We start from the raw sequence: 18,599 nt of genomic DNA, 5'->3' as shown, positions 1-18,599 counted from the left end.
CGGGCCCTCCTTACTTGTTGAGCCGGGCCGAGATCGCGTCGAGCAGCGACGCCGGCTGAGTGCGGGTGGTGGGGGCACCGCGGAACTCGCCGCCGGACCGGGCCGGCGGGGCGCCGGCGGCGCGGTAGAGCTCGGGGTCGGCCTCGACGGCAGCCGTGATGGCGGCCTGCAGGGCGGTGTCGAACTGCGCGTCGGCGGGGTCGAGGGCGGCGACCGCGGAAGCGAACGCGCGGGAGTTGAGCAGCCGGTCGGGGCGCGCGCCGGCGGTCTCGGCCGCCTTGTGCGCGGCGAGCTCGACACGAGCCGTGCGCAGCTGCTCGCTCAGGTCGGCGAGCTGCCGGTCGCGGTCGGCGATCTGCCCGGCGAGCTGCGCGGGATCGGACTCGGCGCCGGCCGCGTCGGGGTTGATCGCCTTGTTGATCGCGTCGAGGGCGGCCTGCAGCTGGTCGCGCTGCTCGGCCGCCTCGGTGGCCTGGCGCTGCGCGTTGGCGAGCTGCTCAGCGGTCGGGCCCGGGGGCGCCGGCGGGGCAGTCGGGGGCTGCGCCGGCTGCGCGGCGGGGTCACCGGCAGCCGGGGCGGACGGGTGCGGGCCACCCTCACCGGAGCCGCCCAGGACGGGCCAGATAGGGCGGCCGTCGCGACGCAGGCCGATCGCCTGCAGGCCGGTGTTCGGGTGTGCTGGAAGTGCCGTTGCGGGCATGGCGGTTGATTCCTCCGGGCGTGCGGGCATGCGAAAGGGCCCGCACCCGGAGTCTGGGATGCGGGCCTGCATGTAGCTGATGCGGCAAGTGGGTTGGATAGTCGTATGACGTACCGATGTGCGATCAGCTACTCAAGGGCGGAAGCTGGAATAGAAGAGCCCTTGTGGCTGTATCGGCGTGGGAGGTGTCTTGGTATGCAAGTGCCCATCGAAAGGGTAAGGCCCGGGATGCGCATCGGCCTTACGCAAGTGGTCACGCGAGTCGAGCAGGTCGGCCCCGATGAATACGAACTGGAGACGCACATAGGTGACCTTCAGAGTAGCTTCGGAATGCCGCCAGCGACGCGGATCTACCTCCGAGGCAAGCTGATCTCAATCGAGGATGAGAGGGATTGAGTCCAAGTAGGAGCCTCTCACCCATCTCCACCGGTAGGGAGAAGGGAAATGTCTTATCCCCCATGGGGCGAATTCGATTTCATCGGGTCCGAGCGCACCATAGTGGATCTCGATAACGAGGAACGCTGCCCTCATCATCCGAAGATCAGGTTAGTTGATGCCAGGCCGTTTGATGACGCTATTGAGTCGACCTGGAATCAATATCACTTGAATGAGTGGAAGGGTATCGAAGATCGCACCAGTGGCAATGCTTTCAATATCCAGCGCCTTCTTTGTCAGACGCTCCCCTCGGCGCGACTCTGCGCCTACCATCTGGGACGAGGAATGGCTGCGGTGCCCCTTGAGGTTATTGGATTTCCGTGTGACCAATATGCGCCCTGGGTGCCTCCGATGAATAGATTGATGGAGAAGGTCACCATTGGGGCGTCGTCATCCTATATTTCGGAAGCTCAAGGGATATTCGAGAAATTCATGGCGGCGGAACAAAGTGGTGGAACCCGGGGGTTCGTTGCTCTCGGGGGTGCAACCGAACCCGTCCGCAGGAAGAAGGTCCGCTGGTGGCAGAGGTAGAACCCACTCGCCGGACGCGGCCACCAGCACTGAGCTGTCTCATCGCGTCAGCTGCTCTAACTCGGTTGCAGGAGTCGCAAGTTACTCGGGTCGGTGGGTGATGGGACGGGCGGTTGCGTAGCCGCGGACCCATGCGAGCCGCAGTAGGGACTCACAGGAGTGCGGGCATACGGTCACCGGCAGCCTGGCCCGGGCAGCGTCGCGGCCTGCTGCCGCGGCTCGCACGGCGTCGGCTCGAAATCCCATGGCACACCCCCTGTCAGAAGCGATTGCGGACGTCGGCCGCGCTCTTGCGGGCGGTGTCGGCGGCGGCCGATCGCACGCCGGTCAGCTGCTCCGTGTACTCGGTGAGCGTGGTCCGCGGACCTACCTCGGCCCAATACCGTTTGAGCTCCTCGGACGCCCGGGCGTAGGCGACGTGCGACGGCCCGCTGAACAGCGAGAGCGGGTCGACGCCGTCGCGCTCCGCCTTCTTGGTGAGCAGGTAGCCGCGGCAATGTTCCTCAGCGTCGAGCCACTGCTGATACACGAACTCGTCGTACATCTGCCGCACCTGCTCGCGGCTGAACGCCTGCCGGTTGCCGGTCTCCCTCCACTCCCGTTCGGCGAGCCACCGCTCGGCCGCCGGGAGGCGGTCCCACGGGTGTTCGTCGGGCGCCTGGTCAATCCACGACCAGTCGTCCATCCGCGTGCCCGGGCGCAGCGCGTCGTCGAGCGCGGCCCGATTGGCGAGCTGCGCCTCGACGTCAGTGCCGGCGGCCGGGGTGGGCGGCGTGGTGGGGTATCGGCGGTCGAGCTCGTCGGCAATGCGCGCGGCCCCGTCGGGGTCGGGGTAGCGCATCGCCCACCCGAGCACGTCGTCGGCCACGGGAGACAGGTCGTCGCGCAGCCGGCCGCCGGGGAACGTCTCGGCGAGCAACTGCCGGCGGTCGGCTTCCGCGGCGAGCTCGGCGAGCTCGTCCCCGGTGGCGTGCCGGGCCCGTTCGGCGAGCTGCCGCTCGGACATGGCGATCAGGTCCTGGCGGGCGCCGGGCAGCGCGGCGTCGATGTCGCGCCGGTCCAACTCGGCCGCGATCCGCAGCACGCCGCGGTCGTCGAGCAGCGGCAGTGCGCGGGCGAGCTCGTCATCGCCGAACTCGACGAGGTTCTCGGCGAGCCGGCCGCCGGGCCGGATGCGGTCGAGCAGGGCCTGCTCGTCGCGCCGGCCTGCTTCGGCCTCGATGCGGGCGCGGTCGCGCTCGTCGAGGCTGCCGTGCCGGATCGCCGCGCCGAGCTGCTCGTCGCTCATCTCGGCCGGCGTCCGGTGGTCGCCGGCCCGCACCCGGGCGGCCTCGACCGCATCCGGGTCGAGCGGCCGACGGGGCTCGGGCAGGTTGCCGGCCCCGGGCTGCTCCCGGTACCGGAGCCGTTTCAGGTCGGGGTGCGCGGCGAGATGCTCGCGCATCCGTCCCTGCCAGTCGCGCACGCGCTGCTCGGCTACCTGCTTCGCCTCGGGCGTGAGGGCACCGGCGGCGCGGTTCTTGTACTTGCGGATCTGCCGTTCGATGGCGCGCTGCCGCTGGCCGGCCTCGTAGCCGGTGCCGTCCGAGCGCATCGGCGGAACGATGGACGTCACGCCCAGTGTGTAGGCGGAAAGGCTGTGCCGGCAGTTGGGGTGCTGGAATCCCGCCTTGCGGGCTTCCTCGACGCTTCCGGCGACCCACACGCGCAGCATGCGGCCGTCGTCGGTGGCGTGCTCGACCTCGACCTCGTGCCGACCGTCCGGGCCGCCCAGGGTCAGCAACTTGCCCTCCCACCGCTTGCAGAGGGGGCACTCGCGGGGGGCGTTGGAGACGATGACCAGGTCGACGCCGGCGGCCTGTAGCCGGTCGGTTTGGCCGGCGACCGCGGCGCGGCCGACGGCGGTCCGCACGGCCATCTCGACATAGCTCGTCATCTGCCACGCCCGGCCGGACCGGTCCACGAAGGATTTCAGGCCGCGGTCGGCGAATCGCTCCATGGCCCGGGCGGCGGCCAGCCGGCGGGTGTCGATGCCGAGCAGGGGAGTAGCGGCGACCTCGGAGACGACCTGCCGGTATCCGTCCTCGACGCCGCGCAGGATGCCGCGATGGGTGGCGGTGACGAGCTCGATCGTCTCGGCGGCGAGCCGGTCGACGGCGCGGCCAGCCGGCGTCGACTCCGCGATGCGAGCGGCGTCGACGTCGGCCAGGGCGCCGAGCTCGGCCAGGCCCGTACGCGCACCCCGGTTGAAAGCCTCCGCGACCAGGTCGTGCACCTCTGTGGTCATGGCGGTGCCGAGCGCGTCGACAACCCCCTGCGCCGCCCGGCGCAGGGGCTGCACGTCCGCCAACTTGGCGACCGCCCACCCGGGCGCCTCAAAACCGTCGGCGAGCTGCCGCGCCACGATGCCGAGCAGACGCTGCTCGGCATCGGCGTACAGATCCCGCACTCGGTCGGCCAAGTCCTCAGCCATCCACGGGGATACCGGCATGTGCACCTCCCCGAGGAGTAGCGGCGTTGTCAGTGCCCCCCGATACCGTCGCGCCATGACGAATGCGGCCGCCGAGTTCAAGCTCGGACAGATCGGCACCCGCCCGGAGATCTGCGCTGTCTACGGGGGTAGCCGCAACAGCGGCGGGATCGTGCCCTCACGCGAGCCGAAGAACATCACTCTGTTCTCCGATCACGAGGTCGGGGTCACCTTCGGATACCACGACGGATGGCTAGCCGAGCACGACGAGCTCGGCCCGGTCTTCGAGTACACCGCGGCCGGTAAGAAGGGCGATCAGACGTTCACCGGCAAGTTCGGCGGGAACAATGCCGCTGTCCTCCACCACGCCCGGGACGGCCGCCCGCTGCGCCTGTTCGTTGCGGTTGGCACCGTGCTAGGCACCGACACGAAGCGGCACCGCTACGTCGGAGAGTTCAAGCTCGACGCGCACCACCCCTACGTCGTTCGGCAGGGACTCGACGAGGACAAGCAGTGGCGGCGGGTCATCGTCTTTCGGCTGCGCCCCGTGGGCACGGTGCAACACGAGGTCGAGGATGAGATCCCGCCGGCGCTCACCACCCTTGCTCGTCTGGTGCCCTCCAACACGACTGAGGGCAAGCTCGTCGCACCGGAGAACAACACGAAGAAGGAGAGCCCGCGCGCTGCTGTGCCGGCGACAGTTGCCAAGCGGCGCGAGGGGGTGCTCAGCGACGCGTTCGAGGCTTACCTCAAGGCGCAGGGACATATCGTGATGCGCTTTCAGATAAGGATCAAGGGCAAGACTGGAACGCTGCTCTCCGATCTGTACGACGTGACGGATCATGTCCTGTACGAGTTGAAGGGCACCTACCGGCGGGAGGCGGTCCGTATGGCTCTCGGGCAGTTGCTCGACTACAGCCGGTACACCCGCACCGACGAGCACCCCGAACCCCCGCGGCGCGCCGTTGTCCTTCCTGCCCTGCCTGATGAAGACCTGCGGGACCTGCTCGTCGAGCACGAGATCGGCATCGTGCATCCCTCGGGCGACACCTTTCTCGGCGTCCCTCCCTCGCTCAACTGACGAAGTCGGGCGCCGGGTCAGGCACGGCCTGCCCGGTCTCGGCGTGAATGCGCTGCACCTCGGCCGCGACGTCGTCGGCGTCCCAATCCGGGTGCACAGTGCGCACTTTGGTCTCGGTGCTGATCGCCTGTGCCTGTGCCAACAGGGACAGGGTCTGCGCGGTCGACGTCGGGTCCTCGGCCACGGCCGGCCCGAATGCGACCGCAGGCCGCTCCGGAGTCAGGGTGGAGAAGCCGAGCGCGTGGTCGAGCTGCAGCAGAGCCTCGGTGATGTCCGCCAACGCGGGTGAGGCGTAACGGACTTTGGCTTTGCGGGTCACCATGCTGTCGTGCGCGCGGGCCTCGACCTCGGTCGCGGTTGCGGCCGGCCCGCCGTCGAGCCCGAACGTGGACGGGCTGTAGCCGGCGGCCTCGACGATCTGCCGCACCAGCGCGTCAGAGGTGGCCTTGTGTTCCTCGACCCTGATCGCGAACTGGTTCATGGTGATGCCGGCGCCGGCCTCGGTCGGCGGGATGTCCAGCGTTGCCCAGACCTCCCGATCCTCGTCGAACGCTGCGCCCTGGCCGGGGCCACGGTCGCGCAGGTATCCGGCGGGGACGATGAGTCGGGCGCGGGCGAGCCGGATGTCGCGCATCCAGCTCGACCATGTCTCGTCGAGGGCGTCGCACAGATCGCGGGCCGGGCCCTGCAGATCGGAGCGGCCGAGCGGCGAGCCGCGGTGAACGCGGTTCGGGCCGATGTTCGGCCAGTACGCCGCGGTCAACTGGCCGATGCCGGTCTCGACGGTGCCGGACGGGCCGAGCGAGTCGACCACAGCGGCCGTGGTCGGATGCTCGGTGAGCGGCACGGTCCGGCCGAGATTGTCGGGGGTGCCCAGGTACAGGCCGTGCTCGATCCGGCCCCGCTCGTGCCGCTCCAGCCGGCGCAGCACGGTCGCGCCGGTGCGCTCCAGCTCCTCCCAGAACGTCACGGCGACCATGCGGCCGTATCGGAACTCGGGCAGCGCGGCATCGGCGTGCACAGAGGTGAGTAGCGGGCGGGGGCCGATCTCGGCATCCCACGCTGCGACCAGGTACACCCCGCCGAGCGCGGCGGAGACCTCCGCGGCCTCCAACAGCACGCGGTCGGCGTGCTCGTCGAGCAGTTCGTCGAGGCGGCCCTGCAGGGTGGTATCGGACACGGTCAGCCGCGGCGACTCCCCGAACAGCAGCGAAGCACTCTTGCGGGCGACGTCGGCCGGCATGGGGATGTGCAGGCGGTTCTCGCGCCGGCCCGGGACCGGCGTCCGGTCGCGCCCCCACAGCCGGCGCCGCCCGTCGCTGCGCTGCGCCTGGCCGCGGTAGACGGTGGCGAGCCGCTTCGGGTCGCCGGAGTACCACGCATCATCGACGGCCATCTCGGCGAGCGCGGGCGCCCACTGCCGGGGCGGCCACGGTGCCCCGTTGTCAGGCAGCGGCATCGGTCGTCACCTCCGGTCGCGGTAGTAGGTGGCGCCACTCGTGCGCGGTGGAGTGGACGGCGTACCGCAGTGCGTCGCAGCTGTGATCGCCACGCTTGAGCGGGCGGTCTTCGCCGGCCGCCGCGGCGGCGGCATCCCACACGTAGTCGGGCAGTTCGCCGAGCAGGCCGGCACATGAGCGGTGGACGCGCAGCAGGTCGGCGCCGAACGCGGTCGCAACTGACCTGATGCCGTCGAGCACCTCGTTCCGGGCGCGGGTCACCCCGGGGTGCCCGTCCTCCCACAGTTGCGCCATCATCGACGCCGCGCTCGGGTCGAGGAACGTCCACTCGGGTTCGATGCCGAGCCCGCCGAGCCACCCCTGTAGGGCGGCCGAGTACTGCGCATCGGTCATCTGCCGGCGCCGGGCCCGGGAGTCGTAGCGCCACTCTGCGCAGGCGTAGAGCAGGCCGTCGTCGCCGAGCCCCAATAGGACGGCGGAAAACGGGTTCGTGGTGCCGTAGTCGATGCCAAGCCAGTACCGGACGATCGTGGGCAGCTCGTCGACGACGTGCTGCTGCTCGTCCCACATGTCGTAGATCGAGCCCTCGGCGACGACCCACGCGCCGTCGAGCATCCTGCGTTTCCACAAACCGACGTACTCGGCCGAGAGGGACGCGACGTAGTCCGGCGACAGCGAAGGATTGTCAGCGAGCTTGAAGTGCCAGGCACGCAAGTTCAGTTCGGCGGATCGGTCGAGGTAGCCGACCTTGAGCCAGTGCGCCGGCGAGTCCGGGTTGGTGGTCGCCAGCAGCTTTGCGCCTTCGACGGACAGGCGGGCGAGCAGCTGAGTCCAGAAAGCCTCCGGGAGCAGCGTCGCCTCGTCCACGTACGCCAACGCGGCCGTCAACCCTCGCAGCCGGCCCTCGGCCCGGGCATCCGCCGCGCCGATCAGATGAACGGTGCGGCCGAGCACGGTCGCCGTGGTGGCGCCGCGCGTGTGCCGAATCCGCGCCGAGACTGGACCGAACAGGGCGGCGTCGGTGAGGGGTTCGAGCACGTTGCGCTCGATCGTGGCCAGGTTGCGCCCGACGATGACGATCAGACCGGACGGCGGTGCCTCAGCAACGGCCAGCAGGAACGCCAGCAACGAGGCGACCGTCTTGCCGGACCGCACGGCGCCGTGCCAGATGTTGATGCGGGCCTGCGCGCGGGCGATGCTGCGGAGCTGCTTGCGGGACAGGGGGAGGGCGGAGAGCACGGCTCACCCCCCGTCCGCGGCCCCCTCGTCCTCGTCGGCGGCGAACGCATCGCGCAGGCCGCGGGCAAGGTCTGTGAGCATCGACCGCACCTCGTGCCCGGACGTGCCGGCGTCGATCTCGGCGAGCCGTGCAGCGCTGGTCAGATATCCGCCGATGGCCTGTGAGTGGTGGCGTTCGTCCGCGGCCGGCGGGTCGTCCGAGACGACATCGATTGTGTCGCCCGTCGGCAGCAGCTCGACTCGCACGTAAGCGTCTGCCTCGATCCGGTCCAAGTTGGCTGCAGCCCGCCGGTACAGGCGGGCCGTCAGGTCACGGCGCAGCGCGGCGAGATCCTCCTGCCGCGCCGCGGTCGCCGGCGCCACCCGGCTGCCGCCGGTGAACGCAAGCCCCTCATCACTGGCGATCTTGGACACGGTCGAGCTGCTGCGCCCGATGGCGCGGGCGATCGCGTTGCGGGACTTCCCGTCCGCATGCAGGCGGCGGACCTGCTCGCGATCCTTGTCGTTGATCGGCTCGCGCATGGGTCACCTCCGTTGTCCGACGTCGGTCTACTCCGCATGGGAGAGCTTGAAGGTGCGCGCGCAGTTTCGCACGCAGATAAATAAGTAATGCATCGTAATGCTTATCAGCAACGAAGGACTTTCGGGGTATTTGCCATTGAATCGAAGGTCTGTGGGCTACCCGTGCGGTGAGGGCTATGCAGAGCGAGGGCTTGGCCCGCCTGGCAATCGCAGGATCGCCCGCTGAGTCGATTCTGATCATGAATTTCCGGGTGTCAGACTTGTTCGCGGAGCGGCGCCGCCCCATCGTCCGGCCGATCAACGGCCTTGAGAGGGGAGCTCTTTGCATGGAAGACGAAACCGGACAGGCCGCGGGTTGGTCCGCTAGCGACCAGACGTCAAGCCCGGTATCCGAGATCGTGCGAACGGTGGCGGCAGCTGCCGTGATGATTGCCATTGCGGTCACGCATCGGGAGCTCGATGCGGCATCCGGGGCATTGCTCGGCTCGGGCTTCGCTGTCATCGCGGCTCAGCGGCGCGGGCGCAACGAGTAGCAGGTATGACAATGGCCCGTCGCTCGGGGGAGGGTGACGGGCCGTAGCTCTGGGGCGTTCCGGGCACGCCGGAAGCGCCTCCAACTCTAGATCACGGAAAGGTAACGGCGCAAGCCTGTTCGGCCGCCCGGGCTCAGCCCTGATCGAGCGTGGCCAGCACACCTCTCCGTGCGGCAGCTGCGCCGTAGGGCGGAAGGGCGCAAGCGTGATGCGAGCCCTTGGTCGAACTGATGGCAACCCTGGTGGCGCAGGCGGGTGTATGCCACGACGCTGTGATACGGCGGTTCTGTACATGGGTAAAGACTATGAATGATCTTCAAACATGTGCGCAAAGGCTGGGCTGACGCGCGTGACAGGGCGCGGGCGCCCCGGGCTGCGACGAAGGCCTCGCCGGAGATGGAGGCGCCCGCGCAGGTCGCACCACCGAATGTGGCGGATCAGCTAACCGAGGCTGGTCTTAAAATTTATGAGACGGAGAGGCGTGATGAGCAAAATACCGCGGCCCTGATCGTTGCTGTAACAACGGGCACCCTTGCTTACTTCGCTGCGGCTTCGGCATACCTTGCCGACGAAAAGAGGCTAACCAAGATCTCTCCCGATATCCTGATCGTTGCGCCTTTCCCGCTCCTCATTTTGACCGGGTACGTCACGTTTCAGTATGCTGCCTCTAGAGTCAGGCAGTCCTATCTCATGAAACTTGAGGCGACGCTATCCAAAAAGCCCTGGGATGAAGATGTTAACTTCCCTGGATATGTGACACTCCATCAAGGGATTTTCGCCCCGAAGGGCGTTCTGTGGCCGTTTGCCGCCCTAACGGTTCTCACGCTCATTTCGCATGTGATTATTGTCGTGGGGTTTACCGGATATGCGGCATATGTTGCACATAGGGAGGGGGCAAGCGCGGGATGGTTTTGGTTTCTTGTGGGGTTCTATACCCTGATGATCATCGTTAATACCGCGGCCGCATTTATGGTGCTTGCCTTCACCTTCTTCCCATCAGGTAGGGAGCTGAAGACGCTTAGGCGAATTGCTGTAGGCACGGTGAGTCGCGAGCTCTCGCGGTGGGCCCAGCTTCCCCAGGCGCCTGTCAGGAGCAATTTCATCGGGAGCGCATGGGTGCTGAGGAAGTTGCCTCCATGGGCTACAGGTCTGATCGCTCTCTCCTTTGTCCTGATTGTGGGAATTCTGCGGCTAGCTATCGAGGGGCGTTATTATGACTATGCACTTTCTAGCTTGCCCGGCGACTTCTTGATCGCAATTGAATTGGCGCTTATTGGCCGAATGCTCCGCGATGCAGGGGGGTCACTGCCATTGGCGGGGAGTGTTGCCTGGCATTCTATAGTCGGCGCCACCAGCCTTGCCGTAGGTATTGTGCTTTATGTCCGCTCGGGTTTGACGGAAGAGACGGTCGCCAATAGTTATCACAATCTAGTCGTGGTGCCTATTTTGAGCTATTCGGTCATTTCTACTATTCCGGTGCTGCTTCAGGGGAAGCGTTTGAGGGCGCTGACTGCACTTGTATGCCTACTGGCATGGCTGGGGTTCTTTATCTACGACGTCTCGAATGGGAATCTTCAAAAAAATAGTCCAACCAAGGGCAGCAGGTCAGTGCCATATCAGGTGGACCCATCTGGAAGAGGAGCCATCGAGGGTGGGCCGGCAATCTCTTCTCTGCCTCGGTTCATGCGCGGTGATGTCCAGCGCGCTGACCTAGAGCCCAGCTAGGGATGCCGTACCGTTCCCGTAAAGCGATGGCAGGCGCGCCGCAGGAAAGACTGCTGGAGCAGTCGTAGGGTCGGTGATGATCCGGGTGAGCTGCTCGGCGAGCTTCTTCTCGGCTGACATGATTACAGCTTGTACGGGCAAGGGTTCGCCAAAACGGGCCCGGGCAAGGCGCCCGGGCCCGCTGGTTGGGGGTGCGCCTCTCGCGCTGCGGAGGGGGCGGCGGTCGGCTCGTCGAGGGCGGCGAGCAGGTCGAGCAGCTCGACCGCCTGCCAGAGGCGTCGCTCGCGGTCGTCGGTGACCACGGGCGCCGAGCGGGCTGCAGGTGGCCCGCGAGCTCTGCGCGGGGAGGTACGAAAAGTGAGCTCGCCGGCGACCTATGTGATGTTCGGCGACTCGAACTAGTCTTGCCAATGGGCAGTGTTGGGGTGCTAGGGAGACGCGTGGAGCTAGAGAACAAGATCGCGCTTGGCTCTGCAGGGGTCGCGGTTGCGGCGGCTGCGGTGGCAGGTTGGCAGGCGTGGCTCGCTCGGCGCTCTGCAGAGGCTGCCGAGCGACAGGCAGCGGCGGCTGAAGCGCAGATAGTGCTCATGAGCAAGGAGCGCGACGAGCGTGACAGTCCGCGGTTCGCGGTCATCTCGGCAGTCATCGACGACGACGACAATGGCCAGCCGATCGCCCGGCTGGAGATCCAGCAGACATCGGGGGTGGAGCTGAGGCGTGTACAACTCACTGCATCCGGTGAGTATGTGAGGGGTGATGCAAGCCCCCGTCAGTGGAATGGCTCAGTCCAGGGTGGCACTGTTCATGTTGAGTTGGACATCGAGTGGCGACACGTTGAACCCGTTGAGTTCGAGTTGAGGTTCAACTGCGTGGGTGCTCGGGATCAGCGTGAATGGACCACCCACGCGCGGGGTAGGGCTAGCCGGGTGCAGCCGTCGCCCACTGGGCAAGGTGCGAGCTATCGCGCGTATCGCCAGCAGCATCATCGCCCGTAGGCCATCGTTTGCGCTCTCGGCTGGCCCGGTTGCCAGTCAGGCCCGCCGACGTGCTCTTCAGGTGGCAGTGCTGCGCCCGAGCGCCTCGACGAGGTTGAGCAGGTCGGCGACGCCCCACACGCGTTGCCTGTGATCGCCGAGCGGCACGGGTGCCGAGCAGGCCGGCCCGGTGCTGCAGGTGACCCGTGGGGTGCCGTGCGGGTGGGTGTGCAGGGTGAGCTCGCCGGCGCACCAAGGGCACGGCCGTCCCTCGATCACCTGCTCGCGCGGGTCGATCCGCAGGGCCCGCAGCACGAGCCGCTCGGCCTGTCCGGCGACGCGCACGGCCTCGCGCTGCAGGTGTTCGGGCAGCAGGCCGAACAACGCCGGCTCGCGGGTGCGGTCGCCGCGCGGCTCGGGGGCGGTGTCCTCGTCGAGCAGCCGGCCCTCGACGAACAGCGCGGCCCAGTGCAGGCCGTGCCGGCGGCTGCCGGGGTCGGTGGGGCTGCGGTAAGTCCAGCGGCGAGGGTCGCCGGCGTCTACCTTGTCGACCCCCCACCGCGGCGGGCGCCCGGGGGCGGACACGAGGCGCCGGCCGATCGGGCGCTGCACCGCGGCGGCGAGCGTGTCGGCGAGATCGAACAGCAGACCCTCGATGCGCACCGCGGCGTCGAGCGCGTCGAGGTTGGCCGGCGCCGGGTGCTGGCGCAGGGTCAGCGGCACGCGGTCGACGACGTCGAGCAGCTGCTCGTCGCCGGCCTGCTGGCGGGCGAGGTGGGCCGAGAGCTGGACCGGCGGCCACGCGTCGGCCGGCGGTTGCTCGATCGCGACCAGCAGCGCGCCCCACTCCTCACGGACGGTGCGCAGCTGCTCGGCCGCTCGGCGAATGTTGGCGGTGTGGTACACGGTGTGATCTCCCAATTGTGTTGAAGGGTAGGTCAGTTGGTTGGTCCGGGCGCCCCTCTGTGGTGGTACGGGGCACCCGGGCCGGTCTAGGGGCCGGCTGTAGGTGGGCGGCGGCGCGGGCCAGTGCCCATCCGTCGAGCAGCTGCTCGTACGCCGGCCCGGGGGTTGCGGGCCGCGTGCCGGCGGCGAGGGTGGCCTGCAGGCGGGCGAGCTCGACCTCGGCGAGCCGGCCGCGCTGCGCCCGGGCGAGGGATCGCTGCAGGGCGCGCAGCCGCTGCTGCGCGATGCGCCGCAGCCGCATGTGCCGGCGGGACCACTCGCCACACCACTCCCGGTACTGCGACAGGTCGGCGATGCCCGTGCGCAGCAGCTCGGCCTCGGCCGGCAGCAGCGCGGCGCGCTCGGCGCGGGCGACCAGGTGTAGCAGCTGCTCGATGTCCGGCCGGGCGCCGGCGGTCGGGGCGCTCACTGCTCACCCCGGGGGGCAACCAGGTAGGAGACGACGAGCAGCCCGTGCTCGTCGAGCCGCAGCTCGGCGTCGGCCGCGGCACGGCCCGCGGTACGCAGCTCGGAGCGGACCACGTCGAGCAGCTCGGCAGTGTCGGGCAGGGATACGGGGACGTCGAGCACACGCTCGGCACGGGTCACGGTGACCAACGAACGAGGGGGAACAGATACGGGCTGTGACCTTTCGGAAGGGGCGGCGCGGACACCCGCGCGCATGGGAGACGCATCGACCGGTCGCGGCGGGAAGATCAACGAATTCCCCTACCCTGTGCGACAGTTCGGGCCCTCGGGTTGCCTCCGTCGCGGGGCACGGGAGGCTGCACCATGAGGCGCTCGACGGCGGCGAGCTCCCGCTGCCGGTCGACGAGCAGCTGCTGCTCGGCCTGCTCGGTGGCGAGCCGCTCGGCTGCGCGCCGCGCCCGCACGATCGCCGGCCCGTCGAGCCGCTGCAGCAGGCGCCACGCACCATGGCCGAGGTGCTCCTCGACCAGGACCAGCGCGCCGGCCGCGGCGAGCTGCCGCGCGACCCGCGCACACCGGCGCCGGTCGGGGGAGTCGAACAGCGTCGGCCGCTCGGTGGTCAGCCACCGGGCGGTGAGCCGGCAGTTCGACTGGTTGCCGATGTTGCGGGGGCTGTTGCGGCGGTGGCGGGACGTCATGCGGCACTCTCCTGTCGGGCAGCCTGCTCGGCGGCCTGGTCGAGGCGGGACGGGTGGACGGTCGCGCGGCGATGCCACGTGCTGGCCCGATCCCCCTTGGCGGCCGTGCGGCGCCTGCAGGGCTCACCGGCCGGCGCCCGGCACCACGAGCAGGCGACGGCCAGCGCATCCGGCCGGCCGGCCGCCGCGGCGGCCTCCCGCGCGGCCCGCACCGGACGGTGCGGCGCCAGCGCGGCGGCGGCCCCGGCCGGCAGCGCCCGCCCGATCAGACCAGCGACCGACGGGTGCGGCCCGCCGGTCAACTCCCGCGAACTGGTCGGCTCGGCCCGCCCGGTGGCCACCGCCTGCCGCTGCGCCCGGATCGCGGCCTGGTAGGCGGTGACGTCGTCGGGGTCGACGGCGGGGCGCGGGTCGGTGTGTCGGCCGAGCAGGGCCCGCCGGTGGGCGGCCCACGGCCGGGTGACGTCGACGGCCAGAATCGGCCACGGCGACTCGGCCACATGCCGGCGCACGACGGCGGCGGCGTCCCACCCGTCCGGAGCGGTGGCCGGCACGTCCTGCAGCAGCTCGCACCAGCGGCGAAGCTGTGCGACCGCCTCATCGGCCGTGTTGTTCGCGGTCCGCGGGTCGAGCTCGGCCACGTAGGCGAGCAGCGCGGCGACCTCGTCCGGGGTCATCGGGTACCCCCTCGGGCGTTCATCTCGGCGAGCGCGGCCTGCAGCAGCTCGGCATTCCGGTTAGCCGGTGGTGAGGGACGGGAGGCGCCCCCGGGGATCGACCGCAACGGACCGCGGGCCGGCCGCTCCCGGGCGATCCACTGCTGCCAGTCCGCGCGCCACTGACCGGCCGTGCGCTCCGGCGCAGTCGCGCGGTGAGCAAGCCACTTCGCGGTGGCTGCGTCGAGGCCGTCGAGGCCGAGCCGCTGCAGGTGGCCGGAGACCGCGGCCCACCCGATCAGTTCGTCGTCGGGCTGCCAGTTGGGAGTCAGAGCGCAGGTGACGGAGGACCCGACGGCGGCAGAGCCCGTGCGCGCCCGCGCCCGCCTCTTCTGGTTCCCTCCCGTTACTCCCTGTTCCCTCTGGTTCTGGGGTGCAGAATCCGCACCCCCACCGGTGCAGGAACTGCACCCCTGCCCTGCAGAATCCGCACCCCCACCGGTGCAGATTTCGCACCCCCCGCTCGACGGGGGTGCAGTTTCTGCACCGTCGTTCGAGTCGGCACCGGGCACCCACCCGACGGCGAGCGGCAGCCGGTAGACGCGCTCACCGCGTGGCCCGCGCCGGCCCTCGACGAGCTGCAGCTCGCCGGACTCGATCGCCGTGTCGACGGCGGCGACGATGGCCCGCTGTGAGGCCCGGGTTCGGGTGGATAGAGAGCGGGTCGAGCCGTAGGCCGTGCAGTTTGGGCCGGCGTGCTCGGCGAGCGAGAGCAGCACCAGGCGGGCGGTGCCACGGGCGGTGGACTTCTCCCACACCCAATCGCGGGCGGCGTGACTCAACGTGCTTTCTCCCTTGGAGCGTTGGGGATGGTTGGGGGATCGATCCGGCCGGCGGCCGCGGCCGGCGAGTGCGAGCTGCAGCGCGGCCCGCACGAGTACGGGCGGGCCGGCCGCCCGCACGGGGTGCGGCCGGCCGCGCACCTCGGGCTCACGAGGCGACATCGACCGCGACGAGCTGCCCGGGCACCGGGCCGAGATCGGCAGCGACGACCGGCTGCGCGGCGGTTCGGCGCCGGCGCGGTCGAGCAGGCTCGACGGTGGTCGGGTAGGGGTGGGCGGTGCCGTCGACGGCGAGCTGCAGCGGCGCCTCGACGACGTCCTCGACGCCCGGCCGGCCGCTCACGCGGCGGCCCTCGCCACGGCGCCGGCCTTGGCCTGCCCGATGCGGGCGATCAGACCGAGATACCACCGCGGTTCGCCGGCGGCCTGCGCCGCCCGCCACACCTGCCGGACCTGCTCGGCATCCTCAGCAGCGCGAGCCGCCGCCAGGTAGAGCGCGGAGGACCGCGGCAGCGCGTGCACAGTCATAGCTCGCACTCCAGTTCGATTGAGCGGCGGCCGGCAACCGTGCGCGCGGCGAGCTGCTGCAGCTGCTCGCCGAGCTCGACCGCGGTCCGGTAGGACAGATCGGCACCGAGCAGGCCGTCGGCGGCCGGCAGGACGTCGAGCAGCTCGGCCCGCAGGCGCCGCACCACGGCGGCCCGTCGCCGGCGGTAGGACCAACGCAACAGCGCGGCCCGCATCCCGCGGCGGGCCCGGTCGCGGGCGGCGTCGAGAGCGGCGCCCGACCAATCGCGGCCGTAGTCAGTGGCAGTGGGGTCAAGGGTGCGCGACCGGTGGTGGTCGGCCGCCACAGCGAGACTCCGCAGAAGCTCGCCGACGAGCTGCCCGTCTGTGGCGTAGGCCCGGGCGACCTGATCGAGCAGCAGCTCCGCGGCATCGGTGACGTCAAGGCGAACGGTGTACCCGTCTGCGTGTAGCGACGCCCGGATCACCGGAGCCTCACATACACGCGCAGGCGGCCGTCGGTCTCCGGGTGGGCCTTGGAGACTCGCGCGATCGAAAGGGACGGGTTCGCCCGGAGGGCGGCGAGCACTGCGTCGATGAGCGAGGGATCGGCAGTGATCCGGAGGTGCCCGGTGCAAGGCTCGTTCATCGGGCACCCCGCGGAATGAGGTCGGCCGGGCCGCAGGCCGGTCGGGACGCCGGCAAGACCTGATGCATGGCCCGGATTGCTTCGAGGTGCTCAGGGCCGAATCGGACGTACTTTCCGTACTTCTCGTGGGGAATCCGGTTGATGTTCCGGCGCAACCACGTCTCGGGCAGGGATAGAGCCGCTGCGGCGCCGGCGTAGTCGTGTAGGAGAGCCATCCACGCTCCTTCGCGTCGGTTCATGTCGCTTCCGTTCCGCTTCGCGACGCTACACCTTCGCATTCGCGAACGCGAATGACTTTTGTGCGCATTGATGACGGGCGTCCGGCGCCCATTGGGCCTTAGGGAGCGTATTTGGTCGTGATCAAGGATTGGTCTTGGTGAGGTCCTTGATCCAGATCATCGAGGCGCGGAGGTGGAGGCCGGCGAGGTAGCTCTCGGGTGTCTTGTCGAACCGGGTGGCGATGCCCCGCCAGGCCTTCAGCCTGTTGATCAGGCGCTCGACGGTGTTGCGGTCCTTGTAGAGCTCGGTGTCGTGGCCGACGGGCCGGCCGCCCTTGCTGCCCTTCTTCTTCCGGTTGGCGGCCTGGTCCCGCTTCTCCGGGATGACGGCTTTGATGCCGCGTCTGCGCAGGTGGGCGCGGTTACCGCGGGAGGAGTAGGCCTTGTCGCCGGCGACCGCGTCGGGCCGGGTGCGGGGCCGGCCGACGGGCCCGCGAACGCGGACCTTCGCCAGCACGGGGATGAACTGCGGGCTGTCGGCGGCCTGCCCCTCGGTCAGGACGATCGCCAGGGGGCGGCACTTGCGCTCGCCGGCGATGTGGACCTTGCTGGTCTGCCCGCCTCTGGACCGGCCGAGCAGTGCCTCCTTCAGGCGGAGCTTGCGTCTGCGCCGGACACGTCGCCGCTCGTCCCGTTCCGGGTCGTCTGCGGTGTCCTGCCCGTCTTGTTCCTTCGGGCCTCCCCCTTTTGCCGGGCCTTCTCCGCCTCCTCGGCGGCCTTCTCCAGGTCGGCCAGGGTGTCCGGGTCGAGGTGCATCCCGGCGGCGTCGTGATGGGCCCGGACAGTAGTGGAATCCACGCTGACCAGGGACAAATCCACCTCACACCGCTTCGCGGCCTCCGCGATCGCGCCCTCCAGCAGGGCCTCGAAGACCCCGGCGTTACGCCACTGCCGGAAGCGGTTGTGGACCGTCGACCAGGCGCCGAACTCGCTCGGCATCTCCCTCCACTGGCCGCCGGTCCGAAACCGCCAGATCACACCCTCGAACTGCCGACGCAACCGCTCGGGGTACGGGCCGTACTCGCCGATCGGCAGGTACGGCCCGATGAACTCCCACTCTGTGTCAGTCAGTTGCACTCGCGTCACACCACACGGTCTAGCGGATCAGGCGCAACCACGAGGGCAAAACCCGCAGATTGATCACAACCAGATACGCGCCCTAGTTGGCGTGTTCGCCGCAATGTCGGCCCGCGCTGATATGGGATTACGGGGTGCTGACTGTTAGCCTCGTTCGCGAACGCGGCAGGGCGTTGTCGAGGCCCCACCGTCAGTACTTCGGTGTCGTCGCATGACACCGGAGGAAGCGTGCGAAGGGAACCGGGGATGTCCAAGGGTGCAGCGGGCCGCGATGCCCTTACTCAGATGGTGCGCGCCGCACTAGACCGGCCTGGCATGTCCTATCAAGCACTTGCAGCTGTCGCGATTGACCCGCAGACCAGCGAGGGCGTCGGCGCCACATGGCTGCACAAGCTGGTGAAGGGAAATGTGGCCCGCGCGCCGGAAGCGCGCGTCCTTCGAGCCCTGGCCGCCGGGCTCAAGCTGCCGCTGCCAGAGGTCCAGAGAGCGGCAGCTGAGCAGTGGCTGCAGTACACCAGCACCGAGCTGTCGGGACTTCCGGAAGACGTGCGGGTCATCCTCGGCCACCTGGAGGGCATGGCGCCGGACGATCTGTCCCGAGCGCGGGCCGTGATCGAGGCGCTCAGCGAAGGGGCGGACGGCTCTTCGCCGGATGCGTCCTAGTTAGTACCGATACACACCTCTCACAAGATCAGATCATCCTCGCCTCAACCGGTACTCGGGCGTAAGGTCGAACAAGCTTTTGGGCGGGTGTGAAGTTCCCCCTTGGAACTGGACAGCGGGTGCTTACGCTGCGGGGGTGAAGTCGTGCTGCAGTCTGGCTCGGGTTTCGAGTGGGGTGAGGTACC

At 69.3% G+C, this 18,599-nt stretch carries 21 protein-coding genes and 1 pseudogene; 6 read left to right on the top strand and 16 right to left on the bottom strand.

The annotated features are described in order from the left end of the window. Positions 1–10 precede the first annotated feature (10 nt). On the bottom strand, positions 11–700 hold the full coding sequence (locus ACIOFR_RS34885) for a hypothetical protein (protein WP_401003640.1): 690 nt from the start codon (positions 698–700) through the stop codon (positions 11–13). Positions 701–1,144: 444 nt separating this feature from the next. Here ACIOFR_RS34885 and ACIOFR_RS34880 point away from each other — a divergent pair, with 444 nt between their 5' ends. Further along, positions 1,145–1,666 carry a hypothetical protein gene (locus tag ACIOFR_RS34880; protein ID WP_401003638.1) on the top strand — a complete coding sequence of 174 codons (522 nt, stop codon included), beginning with the start codon at positions 1,145–1,147 and terminating at the stop codon, positions 1,664–1,666. An 81-nt stretch (positions 1,667–1,747) separates the two neighbouring features. Here ACIOFR_RS34880 and ACIOFR_RS34875 read toward each other — a convergent pair whose 3' ends face one another. Beyond that, entirely contained in the window at positions 1,748–1,912 is a 165-nt protein-coding gene (locus ACIOFR_RS34875; RefSeq protein ID WP_401003636.1) for an Rmf/CrpP fold protein, read from the bottom strand. A gap of 13 nt (positions 1,913–1,925) precedes the next feature. Beyond that, positions 1,926–4,139, bottom strand: a complete 2,214-nt coding sequence (locus ACIOFR_RS34870) for a phage minor capsid protein (RefSeq protein ID WP_401003634.1) — start codon at positions 4,137–4,139, stop codon at positions 1,926–1,928. Between the two features lie 73 nt (positions 4,140–4,212). Between ACIOFR_RS34870 and ACIOFR_RS34865 the strand changes: the two genes are divergently transcribed. Beyond that, positions 4,213–5,217 carry a hypothetical protein gene (locus tag ACIOFR_RS34865; protein ID WP_401003632.1) on the top strand — a complete coding sequence of 335 codons (1,005 nt, stop codon included), beginning with the start codon at positions 4,213–4,215 and terminating at the stop codon, positions 5,215–5,217. Here the strand turns inward: ACIOFR_RS34865 and ACIOFR_RS34860 are convergent. From ACIOFR_RS34860 to ACIOFR_RS34850, 3 genes are read right to left on the bottom strand one after another with little or no spacing between them, the layout of a single operon-like run. Next, on the bottom strand, positions 5,210–6,676 hold the full coding sequence (locus ACIOFR_RS34860; RefSeq protein WP_401003631.1) for a phage capsid protein: 1,467 nt from the start codon (positions 6,674–6,676) through the stop codon (positions 5,210–5,212). The genes ACIOFR_RS34865 and ACIOFR_RS34860 overlap by 8 nt on opposite strands. Next, positions 6,663–7,916, bottom strand: coding sequence for a PBSX family phage terminase large subunit (locus ACIOFR_RS34855; protein ID WP_401003629.1), 1,254 nt, complete (start codon positions 7,914–7,916; stop codon positions 6,663–6,665). Before ACIOFR_RS34855 ends, ACIOFR_RS34860 begins: the two co-directional genes overlap by 14 nt. 3 nt (positions 7,917–7,919) lie before the next feature. Beyond that, the gene (locus ACIOFR_RS34850) at positions 7,920–8,438 is read right to left on the bottom strand and encodes a helix-turn-helix domain-containing protein (protein ID WP_401003627.1); all 519 of its coding nucleotides are present in this window, start codon (positions 8,436–8,438) and stop codon (positions 7,920–7,922) included. 176 nt (positions 8,439–8,614) lie between these two features. Here ACIOFR_RS34850 and ACIOFR_RS34845 point away from each other — a divergent pair, with 176 nt between their 5' ends. The 3 genes from ACIOFR_RS34845 to ACIOFR_RS34835 all read left to right on the top strand — a co-directional run bounded on the left by ACIOFR_RS34845 (position 8,615) and on the right by ACIOFR_RS34835 (position 11,691). Beyond that, complete coding sequence (locus ACIOFR_RS34845) at positions 8,615–8,971, top strand: hypothetical protein (RefSeq protein ID WP_401003625.1); 357 nt, start codon at positions 8,615–8,617, stop codon at positions 8,969–8,971. A 309-nt stretch (positions 8,972–9,280) separates the two neighbouring features. Then, on the top strand, positions 9,281–10,696 hold the full coding sequence (locus tag ACIOFR_RS34840) for a hypothetical protein (protein WP_401003624.1): 1,416 nt from the start codon (positions 9,281–9,283) through the stop codon (positions 10,694–10,696). 440 nt (positions 10,697–11,136) lie between these two features. Then, entirely contained in the window at positions 11,137–11,691 is a 555-nt protein-coding gene (locus ACIOFR_RS34835) for a hypothetical protein (RefSeq protein WP_401003622.1), read from the top strand. A 57-nt stretch (positions 11,692–11,748) separates the two neighbouring features. Here the strand turns inward: ACIOFR_RS34835 and ACIOFR_RS34830 are convergent, their stop codons facing one another. The 10 genes and pseudogenes from ACIOFR_RS34830 to ACIOFR_RS34785 all read right to left on the bottom strand — a co-directional run bounded on the left by ACIOFR_RS34830 (position 11,749) and on the right by ACIOFR_RS34785 (position 17,760). Beyond that, a complete protein-coding gene (locus ACIOFR_RS34830) occupies positions 11,749–12,576 on the bottom strand; it encodes a hypothetical protein (RefSeq protein ID WP_401003620.1) in 828 nt (275 codons plus the stop codon). Next, entirely contained in the window at positions 12,521–13,045 is a 525-nt protein-coding gene (locus ACIOFR_RS34825; protein WP_401003619.1) for a hypothetical protein, read from the bottom strand. The genes ACIOFR_RS34830 and ACIOFR_RS34825 overlap by 56 nt, the downstream gene beginning before the upstream one ends. Further along, a complete protein-coding gene (locus tag ACIOFR_RS34820) occupies positions 13,042–13,224 on the bottom strand; it encodes a hypothetical protein (protein WP_401003617.1) in 183 nt (60 codons plus the stop codon). Before ACIOFR_RS34820 ends, ACIOFR_RS34825 begins: the two co-directional genes overlap by 4 nt. A gap of 107 nt (positions 13,225–13,331) precedes the next feature. Continuing rightward, positions 13,332–13,742 carry a hypothetical protein gene (locus ACIOFR_RS34815; RefSeq protein WP_401003615.1) on the bottom strand — a complete coding sequence of 137 codons (411 nt, stop codon included), beginning with the start codon at positions 13,740–13,742 and terminating at the stop codon, positions 13,332–13,334. Then, a complete protein-coding gene (locus ACIOFR_RS34810) occupies positions 13,739–14,419 on the bottom strand; it encodes a hypothetical protein (protein WP_401003613.1) in 681 nt (226 codons plus the stop codon). The genes ACIOFR_RS34815 and ACIOFR_RS34810 overlap by 4 nt, the downstream gene beginning before the upstream one ends. After that, positions 14,416–15,240 carry a helix-turn-helix domain-containing protein gene (locus tag ACIOFR_RS34805; protein ID WP_401003611.1) on the bottom strand — a complete coding sequence of 275 codons (825 nt, stop codon included), beginning with the start codon at positions 15,238–15,240 and terminating at the stop codon, positions 14,416–14,418. The genes ACIOFR_RS34810 and ACIOFR_RS34805 overlap by 4 nt, the downstream gene beginning before the upstream one ends. 148 nt (positions 15,241–15,388) lie before the next feature. Further along, positions 15,389–15,583, bottom strand: coding sequence for a hypothetical protein (locus ACIOFR_RS34800; RefSeq protein ID WP_401003609.1), 195 nt, complete (start codon positions 15,581–15,583; stop codon positions 15,389–15,391). Next, the gene (locus tag ACIOFR_RS34795) at positions 15,580–15,768 is read right to left on the bottom strand and encodes a hypothetical protein (RefSeq protein WP_401003608.1); all 189 of its coding nucleotides are present in this window, start codon (positions 15,766–15,768) and stop codon (positions 15,580–15,582) included. The genes ACIOFR_RS34800 and ACIOFR_RS34795 overlap by 4 nt, the downstream gene beginning before the upstream one ends. After that, the gene (locus tag ACIOFR_RS34790) at positions 15,765–16,235 is read right to left on the bottom strand and encodes a hypothetical protein (protein ID WP_401003606.1); all 471 of its coding nucleotides are present in this window, start codon (positions 16,233–16,235) and stop codon (positions 15,765–15,767) included. Before ACIOFR_RS34790 ends, ACIOFR_RS34795 begins: the two co-directional genes overlap by 4 nt. Positions 16,236–16,756: 521 nt before the next feature. Next, a pseudogene (locus ACIOFR_RS34785) lies at positions 16,757–17,760 on the bottom strand (IS5 family transposase). 237 nt (positions 17,761–17,997) lie between these two features. Between ACIOFR_RS34785 and ACIOFR_RS34780 the strand changes: the two are divergent. Next, positions 17,998–18,414 carry a hypothetical protein gene (locus ACIOFR_RS34780; RefSeq protein WP_401003604.1) on the top strand — a complete coding sequence of 139 codons (417 nt, stop codon included), beginning with the start codon at positions 17,998–18,000 and terminating at the stop codon, positions 18,412–18,414. Positions 18,415–18,599: the final 185 nt, after the last annotated feature.

Origin of the sequence: Kitasatospora sp. NPDC088346 (assembly GCF_044740765.1) — a bacterium.
Classification (GTDB): Bacteria; Actinomycetota; Actinomycetes; order Streptomycetales; family Streptomycetaceae; genus Kitasatospora.
This window is presented reverse-complemented; position numbering and strand designations above follow the sequence as displayed.

Excerpts from the sequence above, each read along its gene's own strand:
- ACIOFR_RS34885 (WP_401003640.1), bottom strand. The coding sequence starts at position 700 with ATGCCCGCAACGGCACTTCCAGCACACCCGAACACCGGCCTGCAGGCG.
- ACIOFR_RS34880 (WP_401003638.1), top strand. The coding sequence starts at position 1,145 with ATGTCTTATCCCCCATGGGGCGAATTCGATTTCATCGGGTCCGAGCGC.
- ACIOFR_RS34875 (WP_401003636.1), bottom strand. The coding sequence starts at position 1,912 with ATGGGATTTCGAGCCGACGCCGTGCGAGCCGCGGCAGCAGGCCGCGAC.
- ACIOFR_RS34870 (WP_401003634.1), bottom strand. The coding sequence starts at position 4,139 with ATGGCTGAGGACTTGGCCGACCGAGTGCGGGATCTGTACGCCGATGCC.
- ACIOFR_RS34865 (WP_401003632.1), top strand. The coding sequence starts at position 4,213 with ATGACGAATGCGGCCGCCGAGTTCAAGCTCGGACAGATCGGCACCCGC.
- ACIOFR_RS34860 (WP_401003631.1), bottom strand. The coding sequence starts at position 6,676 with ATGCCGCTGCCTGACAACGGGGCACCGTGGCCGCCCCGGCAGTGGGCG.
- ACIOFR_RS34850 (WP_401003627.1), bottom strand. The coding sequence starts at position 8,438 with ATGCGCGAGCCGATCAACGACAAGGATCGCGAGCAGGTCCGCCGCCTG.
- ACIOFR_RS34845 (WP_401003625.1), top strand. The coding sequence starts at position 8,615 with ATGCAGAGCGAGGGCTTGGCCCGCCTGGCAATCGCAGGATCGCCCGCT.
- ACIOFR_RS34840 (WP_401003624.1), top strand. The coding sequence starts at position 9,281 with ATGATCTTCAAACATGTGCGCAAAGGCTGGGCTGACGCGCGTGACAGG.
- ACIOFR_RS34815 (WP_401003615.1), bottom strand. The coding sequence starts at position 13,742 with ATGACGTCCCGCCACCGCCGCAACAGCCCCCGCAACATCGGCAACCAG.
- ACIOFR_RS34810 (WP_401003613.1), bottom strand. The coding sequence starts at position 14,419 with ATGACCCCGGACGAGGTCGCCGCGCTGCTCGCCTACGTGGCCGAGCTC.
- ACIOFR_RS34795 (WP_401003608.1), bottom strand. The coding sequence starts at position 15,768 with ATGACTGTGCACGCGCTGCCGCGGTCCTCCGCGCTCTACCTGGCGGCG.
- ACIOFR_RS34780 (WP_401003604.1), top strand. The coding sequence starts at position 17,998 with ATGTCCAAGGGTGCAGCGGGCCGCGATGCCCTTACTCAGATGGTGCGC.